Origin of the sequence: Pandoraea sp. PE-S2T-3 (assembly GCF_002179965.1) — a bacterium.
In the GTDB taxonomy this organism is placed as follows: Bacteria; Pseudomonadota; Gammaproteobacteria; order Burkholderiales; family Burkholderiaceae; genus Pandoraea.
Map to the genome: position 1 here is coordinate 80,189 of NZ_NGUQ01000016.1, position 19,720 is coordinate 99,908.

The following is a 19,720-nucleotide window of genomic DNA, read 5'->3' on the forward strand; positions in this document are numbered from 1 at the left end:
GGGCGTTTTCAGGCGTCGGTAGCCGCCCAAAGCCCCTCGTCTTGACGCACCGCGAGGCAGTCTTCCGCGAGTTTCTCCAGATGCGCGCGCAGCGAACGCCGCGCCACGGCATGGCGCACGGCCGGCACATCGTCGTACACGATCGGGGTCAGCGCCTCGATCGTCGCCGGTCCGTGCTTGCGAAGCGCGTCGAGCACGCGTGCTTCGCGCTGAAGCCGATGGGCGACCAGCCGCGCAATGCGCCGTGCCGGTTGATCCATGACGAAGCCATGCCCCGGTGCCAGCCACGCGGGCGCGAGCGCCGCCAGCTTTTCCAGCGACCGCAGATACGTCGCCATATGCCCGTCAGGCGGATTGATGACAACCGTCGAGCCCTGCATGACGTGATCGCCGGTGAAAACGAGCTTTGCCTCGTCGAGCGCATAGCAGAGATGGTTGGCCGCGTGTCCCGGGGTATGAATGGCACGCAGCGTGCGCCCATCGGGTAACACCACCGCATCGCCGTCCGCCAGCATGACGTCCGGCACAAACGTCAGATCCTGACCTTCCTCATGCTGCGCAGGCATCCCGTATGTCGTTGCCCCCGTGCGCGCCGCGAGCGTACGGGCAGCCGGCGAATGATCGCGATGGGTATGCGTGACGAAAATCTGCCGGATGTCACCCGGCGCCGCCCGCAAAATCGCGTCGATATGCGACGGATCGTCAGGACCCGGATCGATGACGGCCCACGTGTTGGCTGCGCCGCCTCCGATGAGGTACGTGTTCGTGCCGGGGCCCGTCATCATCCCCGGATTCGGGGCGCTCACCCGCAGGACGCCGGGCATGAGCCCGATCACGCGTCCCGGCACGATGTCGTAGCTGCCCGTGCCTTGTTCCTGCGGATCGGTCAGCGACAACTCGGCCCACGCGGGTTCGTCGGGTGTCACGGGCCAGCGGCCCCGCTTGCCTTCGGCCAGCCGCGGCTGAATGCGCGGCACCTCGGTCAGCGCCTGCGCCGCGGCGACGGCGGTGTCGACATCGCCCATGCCGTCGAGCCATTGCAGAAGCTTGCGCGTCGGCGGCAACAAGCGCAGTTGCTCGGCGTGGGCAAACGCATAGGCGGGGCGCATCCAGCGGTGCGCTGCCGTCTCCACTTGATCGACTTCGGCCTGTTGCCCGTCCGGCAACACCGCGAGAAAGAAGCGGGTGTCGAAACGCTTCGGTAACGCAAGCGGCGTCACCCAGTGGCTCAGATAATGCAACCGGGCCGGTGCCAGTCGTATGTCGAACGTTCGGCAGAGGGACGTCAGATCGATTGCCGCGTCATGAAGCGCTTCGCGATGCGCGCGAATGGCCGTCAAGCGGGCGCTGTCGATCGGTGCGCCGGCACGGTTATTCGCACTGTCGTCAGCGACCGCGTCGTCCGCGAGGCTTCCGACATCACCGCTCACAACATCCGCAAACAAAACACCGGTCTCTTCAAAGCATTCGCGAATCGCGGCGATGTAGTAGTCGAGTCCACCTTCGGGCAGATGCAGGCGATCACTCGCCGCCGCATCGTCGAGCCCGTAGCACGCGGCATGCGCGTGCCGGTCGGCAGCATCCACGACCCCGCCGGGGAAAACATAGGCGTCGGAACTGAAATCGTTGGCGCGCACGGCACGGCGCAGCAGCAGGACTTCCATGCCACTCGGTCGCGCGCGCAGCACGACGAGACTCGCTGCTTGACGCAGGGACGGGGCAGACGGGCGCGAATCGGTGATGACGGACATGGCGCTGCCGGCGCATAGGCCAAGCGGAGTCGCGAAGCCCCTAGTGTGCCATCGGAAGCGTCGACGCACCTGACCCGGTGCGTCTCGTTTGTCTGACTTCGTGGGCAATCCGTGACTATTCGACAACCATTCGACAGCCGCTGCGCAACGTCACGCCGCGTCGTTCGCAGCGTGCGTGGACACCGTTGCCGGTGCGGATGACGCCGCGCTCGCTGCGCCGTGTGCACGCGCCGCGACTGCTTGCAGCCACTGCATCGTGGTCTCGGGTTGTGTGACGGGGAGCATGTGCCCGCCATCGATCAACGTCAGTCGCGCCGCCGCGTAGCCGCGCGGCAAGCCTTCGCCGTGCACGCGGTAGTCGAGAATCCGGTCACTGCGGCCGTACAGCACGTCGACGGGCACGCTCAGCGAGCCGTAGCGTGCGCTGATACCGGGCATATCGCGCTCGGCAGCGAGCATGTCGACCGAGGCCGCGTAGAAATTGCCCGGGCGGAAACCCAGTGCGCCGCCGCCACGGATCAGGAAGTCTTTCGGCGCATCTTCAGGACCGAACACGTAAGTGAGTGTCGTGCGGCCGGTCATCATGCCGACCGGCACGGCCAGCGTACGGCCGATCCAGCGGCGCCACCATGCGCTGCGTACCGCCAGCGCACGAAACGCCTTGGGCGGCTGGGACACCGGTTGCGTGAGCGGTGCGATCAACGCCAGCGCACCGACTTGCTCGCCGTGGTTGAGGGCCAGCGTCAGTGCGACGGCACCGCCGAGCGAGTGACCGACGACGAGCGGGCGCTCAAGCCCCAGTGTCGTGATGAGTCTCGCGACGACCGCCGCCTGCGCCGCGATGTTGCCGTCGCTGTCCGGTGACCGTGTCGAGTAACCAGAGCCCGGCCGGTCGATCAGGATCACCCGATGCGTCCGTGACATCTCGGCGAGGGGCAGGTACGCGAAGTTACGTAGCTGACCACACAGGCCATGCACGAACACGACCGCCGGCCCGCTGCCGAAATCGACGTAGTGCAGACGTTCGCCATCCATGTCCAGAAACTGACCGTCCGGCGGCACAGCGGCCTCGGCGCGTTTGGCCACGCGCTGGGTGAAGCGCACGAGCACCAGCACGATCACGGCGAAGGCGATCACGAGACAACCGAGCAAGTAGGCAATGAGCATGATGTCGGGCAGTGAGTTGAATGCGGTCATGAGGCCGTGCCGTGGAGGGGAAGTTCACGCATGTCGATGGTGTCGATGTCGAACATGCCGTCGATGGATGTCAACGATGCCGTGCGTCTAACGCGACGCCGCTTTCATGCCACTCGGCAAGTCAGCAACTTGCGGGGTATCGACCTCACGTGTGGCGCGTCGCTCGAAGCGCATGGCCCCGTCGTCGACGCGGCCCCAGCGCATCAGGCGCACGTCACGGAAGTAGCTCTGATAGAACACCCACGGCTTGCGGCCCCCTTGCTTCGGCAATTCACCGGCGGCTCGCTGAATGTAGCCGGAAGTGAGCCCGATCGCCGGCAATTCGGCATGCTCGTGCGGGCGTAGCCGGGGCACGCACGTGTCGTAGCCATGCTTGTTCATGTGATTGACGAGACGGCAGACGTACTGCGCGATCAACTCCGCTTTCAACGTCCACGACGCATTCGTGTAACCGAAAATCGATGCCAGATTGGGCACGCCGCTGTACATCATGCCCTTGTACGAGACGGTGTCGGCCAGCGCGATCGGCTCGCCGTCGACGAACAATTTCGCACCGCCCATCAGTTGCACGCGCAGTCCGGTCGCCGTCACCACAATGTCCGCATCGAGCGTTTGGCCGCTCTTGAGGGCAAGCCCTGTCGGCGTGAACGATGCGATTTCATCGGTCACGATGGCGGCACGGCCGCTGCGCAGCGCTTTGAAAATGTCGCCGCCGGGCGCGAGACAGAGCCGTTGATCCCACGGGTTGTAACGCGGCGAGAGATCGCGCGCGACATCCACGTGCCCCAGCGCCTGACGCGCCGCGCGCTTGATCAATACGCGCCGTATCGCGTTCGGCCATCGGCGCGCGGCGTTGTAGAAGCCGAGCGTCACCAGCACGTTTTTCATGCGAACGATGCGATGGGCCAGTCCCGCAGGCAGCAGCGCACGCAACCGTTCGGCCACGCCGTCGCGTGACGGCATCGACAGGATGTAGCTGGGTGAGCGTTGCAGCATCGTGACGTGGGCGGCACTCGTTGCCATGTTCGGCAGCAGCGTCACGGCAGTGGCACCGCTGCCGATGATGACCACGCGCTTGTCGCGGTAATCGAGATTCGCCGGCCAGTGTTGTGGGTGAACCAGTTTGCCGGTGAAGTCATCCATGCCGGGCCATGTGGGCGAGTGACCGGCGTCGTACGCGTAGTACCCGCTGCACATGAAGAGAAAGCGGCAGGTCAGTGGCTGCGTCTCTTGGCGGCCGTCGGGGTAGGTGCGCTCGATGTCGAGCGTCCAGCGCGCGATGCCCGAATCCCATCGCGCCTCACGCAACTTGTGACCGTAGCGAATCAGGCCGTCGAGTCCTTCGGCGTGCGCGGTGTCTTTGAGATAGTCGAGAATCTTGCCGCCGTCGGCGATGGCCTGATTGCTGTTCCACGGCCGGAAGCTGAAGCCGAGCGTGAACATGTCGGAGTCGGAGCGCACGCCGGGATAGCGGAACAGGTCCCACGTGCCGCCCAGCGACTGCCGGGCTTCAAGCATCGCGAAGCGCGTGCCGGGGCAGCGCTCGCGGAGGTAGTGCGCCGCAGAGATACCCGAGATGCCTGCACCGATGACGACGACGTCGAGATCGGTGGCCACGCTGGCGATATCGGTCGGCGTGTTCGATGTGTTCGATGCGGAAGCGGTGCGGGTAGCGGTCATGGCGGAGTCCGTCGGGTGCTGTTCTGTAGCTTCGATCATTCGTATCGGGCGGCGTCTGCTGCCCGTGGCCTTAGTCGGAGGCGCCTGCCGAAGTGCCGCGCGCCGCGTCGGCGTTCGAGGCCGTCGAAGATGTAGGGGTCGATGCAGAAGCCGTTGAAGCCGCGGGCTTGCGCGCGACGGCCGTGCGTCGGTAAAACCACACGACCAGCGCCTGATAGCTCCCGCCCAGCAGACGTGCCAGCTTGTCGACGCGGCGGGCATCGGCACCCACGAGTACGCGTCTGGCGTTGTGAGAGACCCCTGCGAGAATCTGCCGGGCAGCCGCATCGGCACTCGTCACGTCAATCAGCTTGTTGGCGCGACGGCGGTGCGTCTGGGCGTCCATGCCGGTCAGCGTCGTGATGCTGTCGTCGATGCGCGAGGTGTGCACGATATTCGTTGCCACCCCCCCCGGGTGAACGCATGTCGCGCTTACGGGAGACCCGGCGAGATCGAGCTCCATGCGCAACGCTTCGGTGAAGCCACGCACGGCAAACTTGCTGGCGTTATAGGCCGACTGCGTCGGCATGGCGACGATGCCGAACAGGCTCGACGTGTTTACGACGTGACCTTCGCCCGAGGCGGCGAGGTAAGGCAGGAACGCCTGCGTGCCGTGCACGACACCCCAGAAGTTGATGTTCATCAGCCACTCGACGTCTTCGAGGCGCGCCGTCGCGACGGGCACCGACAGCGAGACGCCGGCGTTGTTGAAAATGAAATTGACCTTGCCGTGCATCTCGGCCGTGTCGCTGGCCCACGCGAACACGGCTTCGCGATCGGACACATCCAGTCGCCGGGCGGTCACGTGCACGCCAAAATCGCGGCAGGCCGCAGCGGTGTAGGCGACGCTGGCGTCATCGATGTCGGATAGCGCGAGATGCGCCCCTCGGCGCGCCAGTTCCAGGGCGAGCGAGCGACCCATGCCGGAGCCTGCACCGGTGATGGCCGCCACCTTGTCGGTGAACGTCTTCATGCCAATGTCTCCTATCTATGGATTCGGATCGTGTCCGGTGACTTCAAAACGACGCCAAATTTCGTCATTTGTCACTCGCATCGCGTTGCGTATAATTTGGTGATGCGTGTCACCACTTTAGTTTTCAGCGTTCGTGATGTCAAATAGCGAAATGGAACAAGGACTCGAATCGGACAACAAGGACGCCGCACCGTCGCGTGCGCCGTCCGGCCGCCGTTATGGCGGGGTGGGGCAGGCCCAGCGGGAAGCGGCACGGCGCATGGCGCTCATCGGCGCCGGCACGGCGGTTTTCGGTACGGTGGGGTTCCGGCGTGCGACGGTGCGCTCGGTGTGCGGTCTGGCGAAGCTCAACGACCGTTACTTCTATGCCGCCTTCGAGAGCATGGAGCATCTGCTGCGCGCGACGTATGCCCATCACGCGCAGTCACTCCTCGGTCAGTTGCAGGCGGCCGTAGCCACCAGCGCGCCGACACTCGACGCGCGACTCGACGCCGGCTTGCACGCGTTTTTCACGTTCTTGCGCGATGCTCACGCCGCGCGCGTGCTGCTGCTGGAGGTGATGGGCGTGAGCCCCGAAACCGACGCGACTTACCAGCGCTATCTCTTCGAATTTGCCCGCTTGATCATCGGCATGGCCGACGCACCGCCGCCGGTCAGTGAAGACGCGGCGGCCGACGCCCGCATTGTCGGGCTGGCACTCGTTGGCGCCATGACCAACGCCGGGACGGCATGGGTGCTGACCGGATATCAAGACACGGAGGCCCGCATGGTCGCGTGTTGCCGCCGCGTGTTGCGCGGAGCGCTGGCCTAGGTGTCAGGTCTGCGATGGCGACGGACGTCCGGCTTCCCGCCCGTCGCGTCGGACCTCCCGCCGCCTACTCGCTGCTTCTAGCTTCGGTATGGCGGCGCTCGCTACAATACGTCTTTCGCGTTTGGCGCGCTCGCGCGCGACAACGCATCCCTTTTCCTCACTCATCAAGGGTCGCAAATGACCACTATCGGAACCCCGCTGTCGCCGAGCGCGACGAAGGTCATGTTGTTGGGCGCTGGCGAACTCGGCCGCGAAGTCCTGATCGCGTTGCAGCGTCTCGGCGTCGAGACGATTGCCGTCGACCGTTATGAAAACGCGCCGGGGCAGCAGGTCGCGCATCATGCGCGCACGATTGCGATGACCGACCCGGAACAGCTCAAGGCGCTCATCCTCGCCGAAAAGCCCGACCTCGTCGTGCCGGAAATCGAAGCCATCGCCACGCCGATGCTCGAAGCGCTCGAAGCCGACGGCATCGTCCATGTCGTGCCCACGGCGCGCGCTGCCCGTTTGACGATGGACCGCGAAGGCATTCGCCGTCTGGCCGCCGAGACGCTCGGCCTGCCGACCAGCCCCTATCAGTTCTGCGATTCGCTCGAACAGTTGCAGGCCGCGATCGACGGCGGCATCGGCTATCCGTGCGTGGTCAAGCCGGTGATGAGCAGCTCGGGCAAGGGGCAAAGCAAGATCGACGGTCCCGATGATGTGAAAGCCGCGTGGGACTACGCCATGGCCGGTGGCCGCGTGAGCCACGGCCGCATCATCGTCGAAGGTTTCATCGACTTCGATTACGAGATCACGTTGCTCACCGTGCGTGCACGTGGCGCCGACGGACAGGTCGAAACCCACTTCTGTGCGCCGATCGGCCACAAGCAGGTGAGCGGCGATTACGTCGAGAGCTGGCAGCCGCACCCGATGCCGGTGAACGCGCTGGAGCGTGCTCGCCTGATCGCGCGCGAAGTGACCCAGAATCTGGGCGGGCAGGGACTCTTCGGGGTCGAGCTGTTCGTGAAGGGCGACGAGGTGTGGTTCAGCGAAGTGAGCCCGCGTCCGCACGACACGGGCATGGTGACGATGATCACGCAATGGCAGAACGAATTCGAACTGCATGCGCGCGCGATTCTCGGCCTGCCGGTCAACACCACGCTGAAGACACCGGGAGCGAGCGCAGTGATCTACGGCGGCGTGGACGCGACGGGTGTCGTGTTCGACGGTGTGGATCAGGCACTGCAAGTGCCGCAGACCGACATTCGTCTGTTCGGCAAACCCGAGAGCTTCGTGAAGCGCCGTATGGGCGTCGCGCTGGCTTACGACGACGACCTCGACGTCGCACGTCGCAACGCGCTGGAAGCGGCCAGCCGCGTGAAGCCGCGCGCCGTCTGAGGGCCTCCGGCCCGAGTTGTATCCCGTTGTCGGCCGCCGCAGAGGGCGGCTGACAACGATCTCACTGCCATCTCACCTGTCAGGCCATCCAGGCCATCTGCGCCCGGCCGTGAGGCGCATCGAAATCCTGCAACGGTCCGACCGGTACGATGCCCGTCGGATTGATCGTCCGATGGCTCTCGTAGTAGTGACGCTTGATGTGATCGAAGTTGACGGTCGCCGCAACGCCGGGCTGTTGGTAGATGTCGCGCGTATAGGCCGACAGATTCGGGTAGTCCGCGATGCGGCGCACGTTGCACTTGAAGTGCCCCACGTAGACGGCATCAAAGCGGATGAGCGTGGTGAATAACCTGATGTCGGCTTCGGTCATGCGCGCACCCGTCAGAAAGCGGCGGCTGGCGAGGCGCTGCTCCAGCATGTCGAGTGTCTCGAACAGCGGCGTGACAGCCTCCTCGTAGGCCGCCTGCGTCGTCGCAAACCCCGCCTTGTAGACGCCGTTGTTCACCGTGTCGTAGATACGCGCATTGAGCGTGTCGATTTCCTTGCGTAACGCTTCCGGATAGTAGTCACCTGCTATGGCGCCCAGCCCGTCGAAAGCGCCGTTGAACATGCGCAGGATTTCCGACGACTCATTGTTCACGATGGTGCGGGTGAGGGTGTCCCACAACAAGGGGACGGTCACGCGCCCGGAGAAGCGATCGTCTGCCGCGAGATACACGTCGCGCAGGAATGCGGCGTGGTTGACCGGATCGCTTGTGACCCCGGGGCCCGGCGCGAAGGTCCAGCCGTCGTCCAGCATCAGCCAGTTCACCACGGCGACGGGAATCATGGCTTCCAGCCCCTTCAGCGCGCGCATGATGAGCGTGCGATGCGCCCACGGGCACGCATAGCTCACATACAGCACATAGCGCTGCGGCGCGGCCGCAAAGCCGGACGTACCTTCGCTATCCGGCGCCGGTGCGCCATCGGTGGTGATCCAGTGGCGAAAGGTTGTGGGGCGGCGCTCGAAGCGCCCGCCCGTGGCGCGCGTGTCATACCAGTCGGTGTGCCACTTGCCGTCTACCAGCAGGCCCATTTCATACCTCCAGCGTGGGGAGAGTTGTCAGCATAGCCGCGTGACCCGCCACGCAACGAAAAAACCCCGCCAGAGCGGGGTTTTCAGTTCGGGCAGACGGTTAAGTTCTGCCCGAGGCGCGTCGATCGGGTTAGCGATCGCTTAGCCGAACATCAATCACTTAGACCGGATTGATGTTGCTGGCTTGACGGCCCTTCGGTCCCATCTTCACTTCGAAGGTGACCTTTTGGTTTTCTTGCAGGGACTTGAAGCCCTTTGCTTGGATTTCCGAGAAGTGCGCGAAGAGATCTTCACCACCTTCGTCCGGCGTAATGAATCCGAAACCCTTGGCGTCGTTAAACCACTTGACGGTACCAGTTGCCATTTCTTAAATCCTTAAAATTTTCAAATGAGCGAGCGAGAAGCTCAGTGAGCGCATGACATTAAAGCTGATCAGGTACAACCGAGTTGACGCATAGGGCGACATTAGATGAACACAAGACTCGCCATACAACGTTCATGCACCCGTTTTTTTACGGGAAAGGTGGGAAGGTGTCAAGCGGGGAAACTTTTAGATTGTTGATCTACGCCAGTCTCGAGCCATTTTTCGTTGCAGTGCGACATGTGCGTGGAGCAACCGGACGACCGGTCCGTCCAGGTATTCCATTTCGGGATGGTTTGCGCCCGTTATCCCGACTTCCACATATAGCGCAATGCAGGAACTTCAATGCCGGGTGAGACAGCGATGGGGTGAACCGGGCCGGCGGCACCGCCAAGTTGTTCGTAAAACCGGCGCGCCCGCGTGTTCTGCGCCAACACCCAGAGATAAAGCGGCGCACTGGGATCGAGCGCGTTCGACCAGGCTCTGACGCGCCTGAAAAGCGCTTGCCCGATGCCTTGCCCCTGCCACGGCGCGGCCACGTGGAGATTGTCGACCAGAATGCCGTCGGCACCCGACAAGGCGCAGATGAAGCCCGCGAGCGGGCCGTCGTCCAGATCGGGGCAGGCTTTCCAGATGCGCAGCGCGGGGTCGTCGACGCGCGTCAGCCGCTCGCGCCAGAGCGACGCATGTTCGCGCGCCAGATGGGCGAGTAGCGGACCCGCGGGGAGGGCGTGTGCATAAGTGGCCTGCCAGCTATGCGCGTGAAGTGCCGCAATCGCTTCCACATCCGATGGCGTGGCGCACAAAATACGTGGCGCCGTCATGCCATGTTTCCCGTATGCCGAGAGTCGGATCGGGCAAAACAAGAATTAGCTTCGCACCAAAAAAACGAAGTGAAATAAATCGGTTGTCGCGCCGGCGCAACGCGCGCCGGCGTACGCCGAAATGTCATGGACATGTCACCACCCTATGCAACCTCACGAAAATGAGAGGGTGGCGTCCGGGGTCCGTGGCGTCACCGCCTGATGACTATAACGCGGCGACTTTGTGTTTGCGCAGGCTGGCCGTCTTCATCGGCGTGCGGGACTTGGCGCTGGCACGTTTGCCGGCGGCGGTGTGCGATTTGGCTGAGGCTTGTCTGGCGGCCGCCTTGCCTTGGTTTTTGCGATGCGACTTCGCCTGCGTGGTTGTCGCATGCATTGCCTTCATCTTGGAAGGTTTCGCGCGCGCCGTTTTCACCGACTTGGCTTTGGCGGCTTTGGCAGTTTTCTTCGCTTTTGCCGGTTTCGCTGATTTTGCCGATTTGGCGTGCTTGGCCGGCTGGCTCGCCTTGTGCGTGTGATGCCGGATGGCGGCGTCGGCAGCGTGTGCCGGGGTGGTGGCGATGAACGCCGCAAAGACGGCGAACGTGATGGCGGCGAGCGCCTTGCGCGAAGCGCGCAGGTAGGACGTAAACAACTGTGTCTCCGTGGGGATATCGAAAGTTAAGACGTGACCGCTCTGCCGGCTGTGGTTCACGGTGACGTGAAGTGACGCCGGTCTGTTGTGCGCCGGCCGAGGACCGGATTCCGGCGGTGTTTGTGACCGTCGCCGCACACGAGCGGGCGCGATTGTAGTGCCGCTAAAAAGCGTTGTCGAGATGGCCGGTCGGCCGTCCGTCGTGACGCGAAGGCACCGTGTCGCGTCTCTCGCAAGAATTTTGTGCGGTGCCACATGAGGGACTCGCGGGGTAGGTATTTTCCCTAGGGGTGTGGAAAACCGCGCCACGACTTAATTTGCGGGCGTCAAAATTCATACCTGACACCCTCAAATTTCACAGGTGAGTGCCGTTATAGGGCTCAATGCCCGGCACAATGCCGATATCAAATCCGGGCAATCACGCTACGCGGCCGCGAAGTGCCGCGCGTCTTTCGAGACCACAAGTGGCAACCAACCAGGCACCAACGCCCGATGCTTTGCAAGCGCTGCTGGCGACTGTGCAGCGCAATGAGCGTTCGCTAAAACGTTTTCAGGACATCGAACTGGCCCTGATGGGCGCCCCCGACTTCGGGCAGTTTCTGGAGGTGGTGCTCAACCGGTTGCGTCACGACTTCGATCTCTCGGGGGTCCACGTGATGCTCGCCGAGATCGACGACACCTTGCGCGATCTCATCGACACCGCCGAAGGTGTCCGTGCCCTCGATTCCGGGTTGTGTATCGCGCAGGATGCCGGCACGTTTGCGGCGATTTGCGGCGATGGACGCCTCTGGATCGGCGCACCGCGCGAGCGCCACGTGCCACTCTTCGGGGCGCGTGCACCCGCCAGCGCGGTGGTCATCCCGTTGTCGCGCAACGGCCGCTACATCGGCGTGATCGCGCTGGGCAGCCGCGATGCAAAGCGCTTCGCCCCCGACATGGCCACCGATTTCCTTGAGCGTTTCGGCGCGGTCGTGGCGGTCTGTCTCGAGAACATGTGGAATCGCGAGCGGCTCAAGCGCATCGGGCTCACCGATCCGTTGACCGGCTTGTCGAATCGCCGCTACTTCGATCAGCGCCTGCGCGAAGAGGTGATTCGCGGCGTGCGTTACGGCGCACCGCTGGCGTGTCTGCTGATCGACATCGATCACTTCAAGCGCGTGAACGACAGCCACGGCCATGCGACCGGTGACCGCGCGTTGCGCGCCGCCAGCGCGTGCATGCGTGCACAACTGCGCGTGACGGATACGTTGGCGCGCTACGGTGGCGAAGAGTTTGCCGCGCTGCTGGTGCAGACCGAGCAGAACTGGGCGGGTACGGTGGCAGAGCGCGTTCGCCGCGCGGTGGCGCGTCTCGAAGTGCCCGACGACGACGGTACGCTGGTGCCGCTCACCATTTCGATCGGGCTGGCGAGTATCGATCCGCGCGACAGCGCCGATCCGGAGGCCTTGCCGATGCGCCTGCTCGGTGCTGCCGATGCGGCACTTTATGCTGCCAAGCGCGCGGGGCGTGACCGCGTCATGGTCGCGGCGCCGGCAACGCTGCGCTGAGTGCCGGGCGAACGACGCTCAGCGCACGCTGAACCAGCCGATCAGCAACGACACCGTCACGACCGACAGCACCGTAGAGATCAGAATGGCGCGCGATGCCACGGCGGCTTCGCGTCCGTAGAGTTGCGCCAGCATGAACGGCCCGGTGCCGATCGGCAGGGCTGAGAGCAGCAGGGCACTGTGCGCCCAGATGGCCGGCAGATCGAACACCCGGAATGCGAGAAATGCCGTAATGGCCGGTTGAAAGATCAGCTTGAGCCCGACCAGACGTCCAACGGCGCGCGCCGTGCGCGGCTCGCGGGCGCCGCCCGAATTCTGGGCGAGGAACATGCCGATGGCCACCAACGCACAAGGGCTCGCCGCGCCGCCGAGCAGCGTCGTGAAGTGAAGCACTGGCGCGGGCAGGGCGATACCTGCCGCGGCAAACGCCATGCCGACAAACGGCGACACCACCAGCGGATTACGAATCAACGCGCGGGCGACGAAAGCGCTCGTGCGGCGCCACGAAGGCGTGGTTTGCAGATCGGTTTCGATAATCGCAATCGAGATCGCAAACAGCACGGTCGCGGTCAGCAACATGGCGACCACCACCGCCGGTACGCTGGCCGGGCCGAACGCGACCAGACACAACGGCAGACCCATGAACCCGGCGTTCGGATAGGCGGCACCCATGCCTTCGATGCTGGCGTCGGTCAGCCGTCCACGGACCGTGCGATCGAGCAGAAACGACAACGCGAACGTTGCTGCCATGCCTCCGCCAAATGCGCCCAGAAACCCCGGATTGATCAGCTCGCCCCACGTGATCTGCGCCATCGACTGGAACAGCACGGCAGGCAACGCAAGGTAGACGACGAAGCGATTCAGCGCGTCGAGCGCCGATGGCCCGAGCCACGCGCGGCGGGCACACAGAAAGCCCACGAAAATCAACCCGAAGACGGGCAGTGCCGCGGAGATGACGGCTTGCATGATCAGTGCTCCGCCGCGAGTCGAATCAGCCACTCGCGCCGGGCGTTGCCGCCATCGGCTTCGGTGTGCTCGCGGGCGGCTGCCTCGGCACCGGCCGGGTCGCCTGCGGCGATGCGCGCGACGATTTCACCGTGCTCGTGCCAGACGACTTCCTGCTTAGGCAGCGTGCCGAGCGTCGCCGCCATCGCGCGCATGATGTGCGGCCATTGCGGCGCAACCGTCTGCGCGATCAGCGGATTACCCGAGGCGTCATGCAGCGCGGTATGGAATGCCACTTCCACGCGTACCTGCCGGGCGACCGGTGTGCCATGTGTCAGGGCCATGCCGGCTGCCACGGCATCGTGCAACCGGCGCAATTCGTCCTCACCTAAGGTGCCTTCCGCCATGCGCCCGGCCGCCAGCCGTGCCGCCAGACCGTCCAGTGCCGTACGCACCTGATAAAGCTGGCGCAGATGGGCGGCGTCGATGGGGGCAACTTCCAGCCCCTGACGCCCGCTGTCACAGACCAGTCCGTCGCGCTTGAGCAATTGCAATGCATGGCTCACGGGCTGACGCGACACCCCGAGCGAATCGGCCAGTTCCGCCTGACGGATACGCTCACCGGGCGGCAGCGTGAGATCGGCGATGGCATCGCGCAGGCGCGAATACACCTGATCGATCAGGACCGGGCTGCTCGCCAGCGGGGCGAGGGCAGTTTGCGGGTCGGCAGGTGACGGGGCGTTCGACATGAGGAAATCCAGTGCCGACAAGGTGTCGGCGTTTTCGTGATATCTGGAATTCCGAATTCTACGCCGATGAGCGGATCTTGAGTCACGTGAATCGCTACGCAGATGAAAATTTGGAAGGTTGACCCTGAAACCGTGCAGATGACGGCGGTGCGTGAAGGCGCGGATTACTTGCTCGGATCGAGCTCGGGCGGGGCGATGGAGGCCGCGTGCGATGGCGTTTGCAGCAATGCCTGCACGGTCGTACGGGTGCGTTGCAGGCGGCGGGCGAGCGCCCAGGCGTCGGCCTCGCGCTCGAACAGGCCGACGATCAGATGGGCTTCGCCGGCGAAGCCATCGGAAAACAGGCCGATATTCTTCGCGATCATCTCGCTCGCCCGTTCCACCGAGACGGTGTACTGACGCGGTGAACGGTACTGATTGATGACGACAGCAAAGGCGTGGGAGAACGCGTCAGACATGCGAGAGCCTCCTTCGGAGCCCGTGCGCGACATTCGGCAAGCGTTGCCGGTCGTCCACGCAAAAGCACGCACACAACGTTGTGCTTCCGGTGATTGTAGGCGATGTGTGTGTCCCTGTCGGGGCAAAGCGCCGGGCGAGCCGCCGGTATTTGCACCGCTGGACAAGCGTCAAGAATGCGCGGCAAAAAGCCGGCAAAAAAATGCCGCCGAGCGGGTCGGCGGCGCAACAGAGAGGGGTGACAGCGCAACCGGAGTTGCCAGACACAGCGTAGTTGCCGGGAATGACAAAGCGATGACCGCTGCGGTCATCACGACCGGATGACTATCCAGATTCGAAGGCGACGGCACCACACCCGGTAACGTCAGGCGTTACCGGCCGCTATCGCCAAGTCGGCCAAGTCGGCCAAGATCGCCAAGCCGTGTGTGGCTACACGAGTACCGGCAGCGCCTGCACGACAAGCAGCCCGACGAGGGCGCCGACCACGGCACCCACGGCGCGCAGACTGTAGCGCGTCGCTCGGGTGGTGACCGGGATGCCGCCGACAAGCAGGGCACCGGCAACCGCCATGGGCAGGAACAGCGTCAGGTCGTAAAGATTGAAGTGGAATACGGGCATCGTTCTTGTCTCCTCGCCTGAAAGCCATTCCACTATAGGACGGCTGGCGAGGATGCCCAAATTTGGTGCGTCGCAGCATGTTGCTGCGACGAGACTGGCTTGCGCGAAGGTGGCGCTCAGTCGTCCTGACGCACCGCGTGCATCTTGCGGCGGGCGCTCCAGAGCGCCATGTCCTTGCGGGTGGGGGCACGTTCGTTGACGTTGATGCCGACCGGGCGCGAACGCACGGCGGATATCGGTGCGTCGCCGGGTTCGCTGCGCGCCTGAACCATCATCACGAGCGTAAATAGCGAGGCGGCAAGCGCCAGCAGGATTAGCTTCATAAGGCCCCCGGGTGAAACATGAATTGCATCTGGTCGGTGTTATCGATCGCTCGGATCGTCTATGGCGCGCGGCATATGCCGGCAACGCACTTGCGATCTTCTTGCAATCTCTGGATCTGGCACGGCTTACGGCGAGACGGCTTCTGTTGCCACTGACGGTCCTGACTGCTTTTCTGGCCGGGGGGCTCGGTGCATGTCCTGCAATTCGCGATGCGAGGCGCATCTTAGCGGCCGATTATGACAACATTCCTGCCGGATAAGAAAGCACTTATCGCTTTTATCGTTCGTTGCTGCGGCATAACAACGAACACGGAGCCCTTTAGCGTATAGCGACGCCTGCCGCCAAAAGTTTAGAAATGGTGACAACTTTTTAGCGTCACGGGCCGGCGGCCCCCAAAAAGGGGGTATCGCCGGCCCGAATCCGCGCGAACCCGCCCGAAAGCGCGGTGCACGCAGAGACTTAGGGCTGCCGCGACGCCTCATCCTGCGACATCTGCGCCCTCTGCGGGACGCCGCGCCGGGCGCGCTCCGGCAACGCCACAGCGGCGAGCGACGCCAATGCCGCGCCCGCCTGCGCGATCTCGTGCATCACGTCGGGCGACGTGCCGAGCGAGACGGCCAGTCCGGTCAGGCCCGCCCACGTCGACGGTTCGAGCAGCCGTGCAATGAGAAAACCCATGGTCAGCCTCCCGTCTCGTCGAGCACCGTTTTGCCGCTGAAATAGAACGGCTGCATATCGAGCGTCGAGAGCACCACCTTCTGGCCCAGCCCCTCGTGCGCCGCGTTGGCCAGCACGCCGTTGTCCTGGTCGATGGTCCAGGTGAACAGGCCGCCCAGCCCATTACGACGGACATAGTCGCCCTTGGCCTTCACCGTGCGCGGGGTGTCGAGCGACAGGAACAAGCCGCTCGACGGGTTGAACAGGAAGTCGGCGTCCGCCACCGTATCGGTGTACAGCGAGAAGCCGTTGCGCGCGCCGCCGTTTTCGAGATCGAGATAGTTGAACAGCATGTCGAAGTACTCGGTCGTGCCCGATTCGAACGTCCCGGTGGTGATGTCGCTGCCCGGCGTGTAAGTGCCCGAGAGCGGTGCCACGCTGCCGATCTGTGCCTGACAGGCGTTGCGGCTGTACCCCGCGTAGCCGATATGCACCATCGCCAGCGGCACCTTGGCCTGACGCAGCCAGTTCACCGCGCGGTCGATGGAGAACGCACCGCTGGCGCTTGGGTCCGTGTCGTGCAGGTTGGTGTGATGCGCAAGCGCCGGTGCCCACGGGGTGCCGAAGAAGTCATAGGTCATCAGATTGATGCGCGTGACGCCGGCCGCAACGAGCCCGGGCAGATTGGCTTTCGCCATGTCGGCGACGTTGGCCGAGGCCGCGATCGAAATCTCCACGTCCTTGCGTCCCGCTGCCACCAACGCCTTCTTGAGATCGCCGACGAGGGCGGCATAGTTCGGCCCGTCGGTGTCGTCGTAGGTATTGCCGTCATCGGCCGGTGAGCCCGGATATTCCCAGTCGAGGTTGATCTCGCTGAACATCGGAAACCGCTTGAGCAGATCGACCACGCTCGCACAAAACGTCTTGCGTCGCGGCGCACTGGTGGCCATGCCGTGGAACGCCTGACTCATCGTCCATCCGCCGATGGCGATGGCCAGCTTGAGCGCCGGGTTTTTGGCATGCAGCAGGCGCAGACCACCTAGCACGCCTTGCGCACGCGCTTGCAGGAACATCGGCATCACGTCGTTGCTCACCCAGCCGTCGAAGCCGCAATTGCGGTACGAGAGCACGTCGCCCCAACTGTCGACGAAGGTCGCCTGATCGGCGTTGCGCTGAAAGTCCGTCGCGGCGCGGGTGATCGTCTGCGCCTTTTCTCCCTGATCGCCGACGATGCCGGCGAAGCCGATGATCAACCGGTCGTAGGCGAACGGGTCGAGCTGCATCAGGTCGACACCGCGTCCTGCCGCGTCGTTGCTGAAGTCGCCGTCAAGGCGGCCATCGTATTGCGACCAGTCGGTGTAGTAGCCCGACACCTGCAACGTGCTCTTGGCGTAACGGTTGTAGACGGGGCGCGCGACGCGTGCCGACGTGTACGACAGTTGGGTTGTGCTGGTGCCGGGGTCGAAACCGTTTTGCGCGTAGGTGGTTTCGGTGGCGCCGCCCGACGGGTCAGCCGGATAGACGAGGGGAGAGGTGGTGACGGCAGCGGTATCGGTCAGCGGGGCCGCCGGTGCAGCGGTGGCCATCGGGGCAAGGGGCTTGCGAGTGGTGTCAGACATGGTGTGGCTCCTGAGAATGAAAGGACAGTGGCCTTCGCCGGGCGGCGCTTGCCGCGCCGGCTGTGGCGTATTCAGACTCGGGCACGCTCACCGCCCGTACCAGCGCAAATGCCGTGTCAGCCACGTGAGCGAGCGCTTTACGCGGCTGAGACATTGATGAAGGCACGGGCGCAGACGCTGGCGCAGGGTATGCCAATGCCCGCCATCGCAAGCACGCGCGCCGCCGCGCTGATCGATCGCTGTTGCCGGCGTAGGTGCGCTTGGCGCGAAGCGATAGCCCATGCGTGGCACGGTCACGATCTGGCGATGCAGATCGAGGGGAATGAGCTTGCGGCGCAGGCGGGAAACCACTTGCATGAGGTTGGTGTCGTCCTGATCCGGACGGTCAGGCCAAAGACGCGCGATCAGCGTACGTTTGTCATGCACGACGTGTGGTGGCGAGAGCAGGGCGCGCAACAGGCGGTACTCGATCTGCGGAATCCGGACGACGATGCCGTTGCGCGACACCTCGCCGTGTCCTTCACGGGCGACGCAGTGCCGTGGCAGCGCGTCGAGCGCAGGCGAAGCGCTCGTGGTCTGCCCGGTTTGCGCGGTGTGTATTGCCCCCGCTGGCGGGTCGAACCGATAGCCGACGCGTGCCACCGTCACGATGGCGCGTTGCAGACCGAGCGGAGCCAGTGAGCGGCGCAGGCGCGAGACCAGTTGCACGATCGCGGCCTCCTCCATCCACTGCGCGCGGCGTCCCCACAGCGCTTCCATGAGCACGCGCTTGTCGAGCGAGGTACCGGCGTGGGTGGCCAGCAGCACCAGCAGACGCTTTTCCTGTTCGGAGAGCCGGGCGGCGATGCCCTGACGCTGCACGAGATTGGTGACGTCGTCGAGGTCGAACGATGACATCGGCATGGAGCGCTCCTTGTGACGAGAAAGGGAGGCTCACCGTAGCGACGCGTCATCGCCTGTCACAAGGCCGCAAGCGCGGCATAGGTGCGCGGGCCACGTGCCCTGCGTGCCTTGGTGATCTTTCACATCGTTTTCACAGGGTCTGCACACCGTCACGCGCAGGCGCCGCGCGGTAAGATACTCGTCTCGCCCTATGCGGCGACGCTGCATCCAAGACGTTGCAGGTTTTTCAGACTATTTGAAGACTCCCGGATCTCGTCATGCTCGAACTCATTGCCGAACACCGTTGTTTCGGCGGCGCGCAGCGCTTTTACCGCCATGCCTCGACGGCCATCGGTCTGCCGATGCGCTTTTCGGTGTTCATTCCGCCGCAAGCACGCGATGGCCGCGCCGTGCCGGCGTTGTTTTATCTGGCCGGTCTGACGTGTACCGAAGAGACGTTCATGATCAAGGGCGGCGCGCAGTGGCTGGCCGCTGAGCACGGCGTCGCGCTGATCACGCCGGATACGAGCCCGCGCGGCGCGGGTGTGCCCGGCGAGACGGATGCGTGGGACTTTGGCGCCGGTGCAGGTTTCTATCTGGATGCGACGCAGGCACCGTGGTCGACGAATTACCGCATGTACAGCTATGTCGTCGATGAGTTGTATGGGCTGGTGACGCAGACGCTGCCGATCGACGCGAGCCGTGTCGGTATCTTCGGCCACTCGATGGGCGGTCACGGGGCCCTGACGATCGCATTGCGTAACCCGGATAAATTCCACTCGGTGTCCGCGTTCGCGCCTATCGCCGCACCGATGCACTGCCCGTGGGGCGAGAAGGCCTTCACGGGGTATCTGGGCAGCGATCGCGAGACGTGGCGTCAGTACGACGCGAGCGAGCTGGTGGCGAAGGCGGGGAAAGCGGTATTCCCGGGCGGCATTCTGATCGATCAGGGGTTGAACGACCAGTTTCTCGAAGCGCAACTGCATCCGGACATCTTCGAGCGTGCCTGTCGCGACGCCGGCCAGCCGCTGAACTTGCGCCGGCACAACGGTTACGACCACGGTTACTACTTCATCCAGACCTTCATGGCCGACCACCTGACGCACCACGCCGAGCACTTGCGCGCGTATTGAGCCGGCCGGTCAGTGAACGGCGGAGTGCATCTGTCGAGGCGTTGGCCCCGGCGGATGCCGCCTGC

General features: G+C 64.2%; 20 protein-coding genes. 4 read left to right on the forward strand and 16 right to left on the reverse strand.

The window, feature by feature from the left end:
- Positions 1-8: 8 nt before the first annotated feature.
- The 4 genes from CDV46_RS15360 to CDV46_RS15375 all read right to left on the reverse strand — a co-directional run bounded on the left by CDV46_RS15360 (position 9) and on the right by CDV46_RS15375 (position 5,640).
- A complete protein-coding gene (locus CDV46_RS15360; protein ID WP_087723442.1) occupies positions 9-1,751 on the reverse strand; it encodes an MBL fold metallo-hydrolase in 1,743 nt (580 codons plus the stop codon).
- A gap of 150 nt (positions 1,752-1,901) precedes the next feature.
- Complete coding sequence (locus CDV46_RS15365) at positions 1,902-2,948, reverse strand: alpha/beta fold hydrolase (protein ID WP_254916070.1); 1,047 nt, start codon at positions 2,946-2,948, stop codon at positions 1,902-1,904.
- An 87-nt stretch (positions 2,949-3,035) separates the two neighbouring features.
- The gene (locus CDV46_RS15370; protein WP_087723476.1) at positions 3,036-4,628 is read right to left on the reverse strand and encodes a flavin-containing monooxygenase; all 1,593 of its coding nucleotides are present in this window, start codon (positions 4,626-4,628) and stop codon (positions 3,036-3,038) included.
- A gap of 70 nt (positions 4,629-4,698) precedes the next feature.
- Entirely contained in the window at positions 4,699-5,640 is a 942-nt protein-coding gene (locus tag CDV46_RS15375; protein ID WP_087723444.1) for an SDR family NAD(P)-dependent oxidoreductase, read from the reverse strand.
- A 136-nt stretch (positions 5,641-5,776) separates the two neighbouring features.
- Between CDV46_RS15375 and CDV46_RS15380 the strand changes: the two genes are divergently transcribed.
- Together CDV46_RS15380 and purT are read left to right on the forward strand one after the other, a co-directional pair.
- Positions 5,777-6,451, forward strand: coding sequence for a TetR/AcrR family transcriptional regulator (locus CDV46_RS15380; protein WP_087723447.1), 675 nt, complete (start codon positions 5,777-5,779; stop codon positions 6,449-6,451).
- Between the two features lie 177 nt (positions 6,452-6,628).
- Positions 6,629-7,831: a formate-dependent phosphoribosylglycinamide formyltransferase gene (gene purT, locus CDV46_RS15385; RefSeq protein ID WP_087689144.1), complete on the forward strand. Its 1,203-nt coding sequence runs from the start codon at positions 6,629-6,631 to the stop codon at positions 7,829-7,831.
- Between the two features lie 79 nt (positions 7,832-7,910).
- Here purT and CDV46_RS15390 read toward each other — a convergent pair whose 3' ends face one another.
- The 4 genes from CDV46_RS15390 to CDV46_RS26865 all read right to left on the reverse strand — a co-directional run bounded on the left by CDV46_RS15390 (position 7,911) and on the right by CDV46_RS26865 (position 10,980).
- Positions 7,911-8,906 (reverse strand): glutathione S-transferase family protein, encoded by a 996-nt coding sequence (locus CDV46_RS15390; RefSeq protein ID WP_087723449.1) that lies wholly within the window; start codon positions 8,904-8,906, stop codon positions 7,911-7,913.
- Positions 8,907-9,066: 160 nt separating this feature from the next.
- Positions 9,067-9,270 carry a cold-shock protein gene (locus CDV46_RS15395; RefSeq protein ID WP_058379209.1) on the reverse strand — a complete coding sequence of 68 codons (204 nt, stop codon included), beginning with the start codon at positions 9,268-9,270 and terminating at the stop codon, positions 9,067-9,069.
- A 302-nt stretch (positions 9,271-9,572) separates the two neighbouring features.
- Positions 9,573-10,091 (reverse strand): GNAT family N-acetyltransferase, encoded by a 519-nt coding sequence (locus tag CDV46_RS15400; RefSeq protein WP_087723451.1) that lies wholly within the window; start codon positions 10,089-10,091, stop codon positions 9,573-9,575.
- Positions 10,092-10,296: 205 nt separating this feature from the next.
- Positions 10,297-10,980: a hypothetical protein gene (locus CDV46_RS26865; protein ID WP_140413385.1), complete on the reverse strand. Its 684-nt coding sequence runs from the start codon at positions 10,978-10,980 to the stop codon at positions 10,297-10,299.
- 209 nt (positions 10,981-11,189) lie between these two features.
- On the opposite strand from CDV46_RS26865, the gene CDV46_RS15410 reads away from it, so the two are divergent.
- Positions 11,190-12,272, forward strand: a complete 1,083-nt coding sequence (locus CDV46_RS15410) for a GGDEF domain-containing protein (RefSeq protein ID WP_058379206.1) — start codon at positions 11,190-11,192, stop codon at positions 12,270-12,272.
- Positions 12,273-12,290: 18 nt separating this feature from the next.
- Here CDV46_RS15410 and CDV46_RS15415 read toward each other — a convergent pair whose 3' ends face one another.
- From CDV46_RS15415 to CDV46_RS15450, 8 genes are all read right to left on the reverse strand, one after another.
- A complete protein-coding gene (locus CDV46_RS15415; protein WP_087689148.1) occupies positions 12,291-13,238 on the reverse strand; it encodes an AEC family transporter in 948 nt (315 codons plus the stop codon).
- Between the two features lie 2 nt (positions 13,239-13,240).
- The gene (locus tag CDV46_RS15420) at positions 13,241-13,966 is read right to left on the reverse strand and encodes a GntR family transcriptional regulator (protein ID WP_087689149.1); all 726 of its coding nucleotides are present in this window, start codon (positions 13,964-13,966) and stop codon (positions 13,241-13,243) included.
- A gap of 164 nt (positions 13,967-14,130) precedes the next feature.
- Entirely contained in the window at positions 14,131-14,424 is a 294-nt protein-coding gene (locus CDV46_RS15425; protein WP_087689150.1) for a hypothetical protein, read from the reverse strand.
- Positions 14,425-14,851: 427 nt separating this feature from the next.
- Positions 14,852-15,040 (reverse strand): hypothetical protein, encoded by a 189-nt coding sequence (locus CDV46_RS15430; protein ID WP_058379202.1) that lies wholly within the window; start codon positions 15,038-15,040, stop codon positions 14,852-14,854.
- Between the two features lie 116 nt (positions 15,041-15,156).
- Positions 15,157-15,363 carry a hypothetical protein gene (locus tag CDV46_RS15435; protein ID WP_058379201.1) on the reverse strand — a complete coding sequence of 69 codons (207 nt, stop codon included), beginning with the start codon at positions 15,361-15,363 and terminating at the stop codon, positions 15,157-15,159.
- A gap of 460 nt (positions 15,364-15,823) precedes the next feature.
- Complete coding sequence (locus CDV46_RS15440; protein WP_087689151.1) at positions 15,824-16,042, reverse strand: hypothetical protein; 219 nt, start codon at positions 16,040-16,042, stop codon at positions 15,824-15,826.
- A gap of 2 nt (positions 16,043-16,044) precedes the next feature.
- On the reverse strand, positions 16,045-17,640 hold the full coding sequence (locus CDV46_RS15445; protein WP_254916072.1) for a glycoside hydrolase family 18 protein: 1,596 nt from the start codon (positions 17,638-17,640) through the stop codon (positions 16,045-16,047).
- A gap of 87 nt (positions 17,641-17,727) precedes the next feature.
- A complete protein-coding gene (locus tag CDV46_RS15450; RefSeq protein WP_087723457.1) occupies positions 17,728-18,543 on the reverse strand; it encodes a helix-turn-helix domain-containing protein in 816 nt (271 codons plus the stop codon).
- A 257-nt stretch (positions 18,544-18,800) separates the two neighbouring features.
- Between CDV46_RS15450 and fghA the strand changes: the two genes are divergently transcribed.
- The gene (gene fghA, locus CDV46_RS15455) at positions 18,801-19,655 is read left to right on the forward strand and encodes an S-formylglutathione hydrolase (protein WP_087723459.1); all 855 of its coding nucleotides are present in this window, start codon (positions 18,801-18,803) and stop codon (positions 19,653-19,655) included.
- Positions 19,656-19,720: the final 65 nt, after the last annotated feature.

Coding starts and splice junctions, on each gene's coding strand:
- CDV46_RS15450 (WP_087723457.1), bottom strand. CDS start 18,543: ATGCCGATGTCATCGTTCGACCTCGACGACGTCACCAATCTCGTGCAG.
- CDV46_RS15435 (WP_058379201.1), bottom strand. CDS start 15,363: ATGAAGCTAATCCTGCTGGCGCTTGCCGCCTCGCTATTTACGCTCGTG.
- CDV46_RS15390 (WP_087723449.1), bottom strand. CDS start 8,906: ATGGGCCTGCTGGTAGACGGCAAGTGGCACACCGACTGGTATGACACG.
- CDV46_RS15445 (WP_254916072.1), bottom strand. CDS start 17,640: ATGTCTGACACCACTCGCAAGCCCCTTGCCCCGATGGCCACCGCTGCA.
- CDV46_RS15440 (WP_087689151.1), bottom strand. CDS start 16,042: ATGGGTTTTCTCATTGCACGGCTGCTCGAACCGTCGACGTGGGCGGGC.
- CDV46_RS15370 (WP_087723476.1), bottom strand. CDS start 4,628: ATGACCGCTACCCGCACCGCTTCCGCATCGAACACATCGAACACGCCG.
- CDV46_RS15380 (WP_087723447.1), top strand. CDS start 5,777: ATGTCAAATAGCGAAATGGAACAAGGACTCGAATCGGACAACAAGGAC.
- CDV46_RS15360 (WP_087723442.1), bottom strand. CDS start 1,751: ATGTCCGTCATCACCGATTCGCGCCCGTCTGCCCCGTCCCTGCGTCAA.
- CDV46_RS15375 (WP_087723444.1), bottom strand. CDS start 5,640: ATGAAGACGTTCACCGACAAGGTGGCGGCCATCACCGGTGCAGGCTCC.
- CDV46_RS15425 (WP_087689150.1), bottom strand. CDS start 14,424: ATGTCTGACGCGTTCTCCCACGCCTTTGCTGTCGTCATCAATCAGTAC.
- CDV46_RS15400 (WP_087723451.1), bottom strand. CDS start 10,091: ATGACGGCGCCACGTATTTTGTGCGCCACGCCATCGGATGTGGAAGCG.
- CDV46_RS15395 (WP_058379209.1), bottom strand. CDS start 9,270: ATGGCAACTGGTACCGTCAAGTGGTTTAACGACGCCAAGGGTTTCGGA.
- purT (WP_087689144.1), top strand. CDS start 6,629: ATGACCACTATCGGAACCCCGCTGTCGCCGAGCGCGACGAAGGTCATG.
- CDV46_RS15430 (WP_058379202.1), bottom strand. CDS start 15,040: ATGCCCGTATTCCACTTCAATCTTTACGACCTGACGCTGTTCCTGCCC.
- CDV46_RS15420 (WP_087689149.1), bottom strand. CDS start 13,966: ATGTCGAACGCCCCGTCACCTGCCGACCCGCAAACTGCCCTCGCCCCG.
- CDV46_RS15415 (WP_087689148.1), bottom strand. CDS start 13,238: ATGCAAGCCGTCATCTCCGCGGCACTGCCCGTCTTCGGGTTGATTTTC.
- fghA (WP_087723459.1), top strand. CDS start 18,801: ATGCTCGAACTCATTGCCGAACACCGTTGTTTCGGCGGCGCGCAGCGC.
- CDV46_RS15365 (WP_254916070.1), bottom strand. CDS start 2,948: ATGACCGCATTCAACTCACTGCCCGACATCATGCTCATTGCCTACTTG.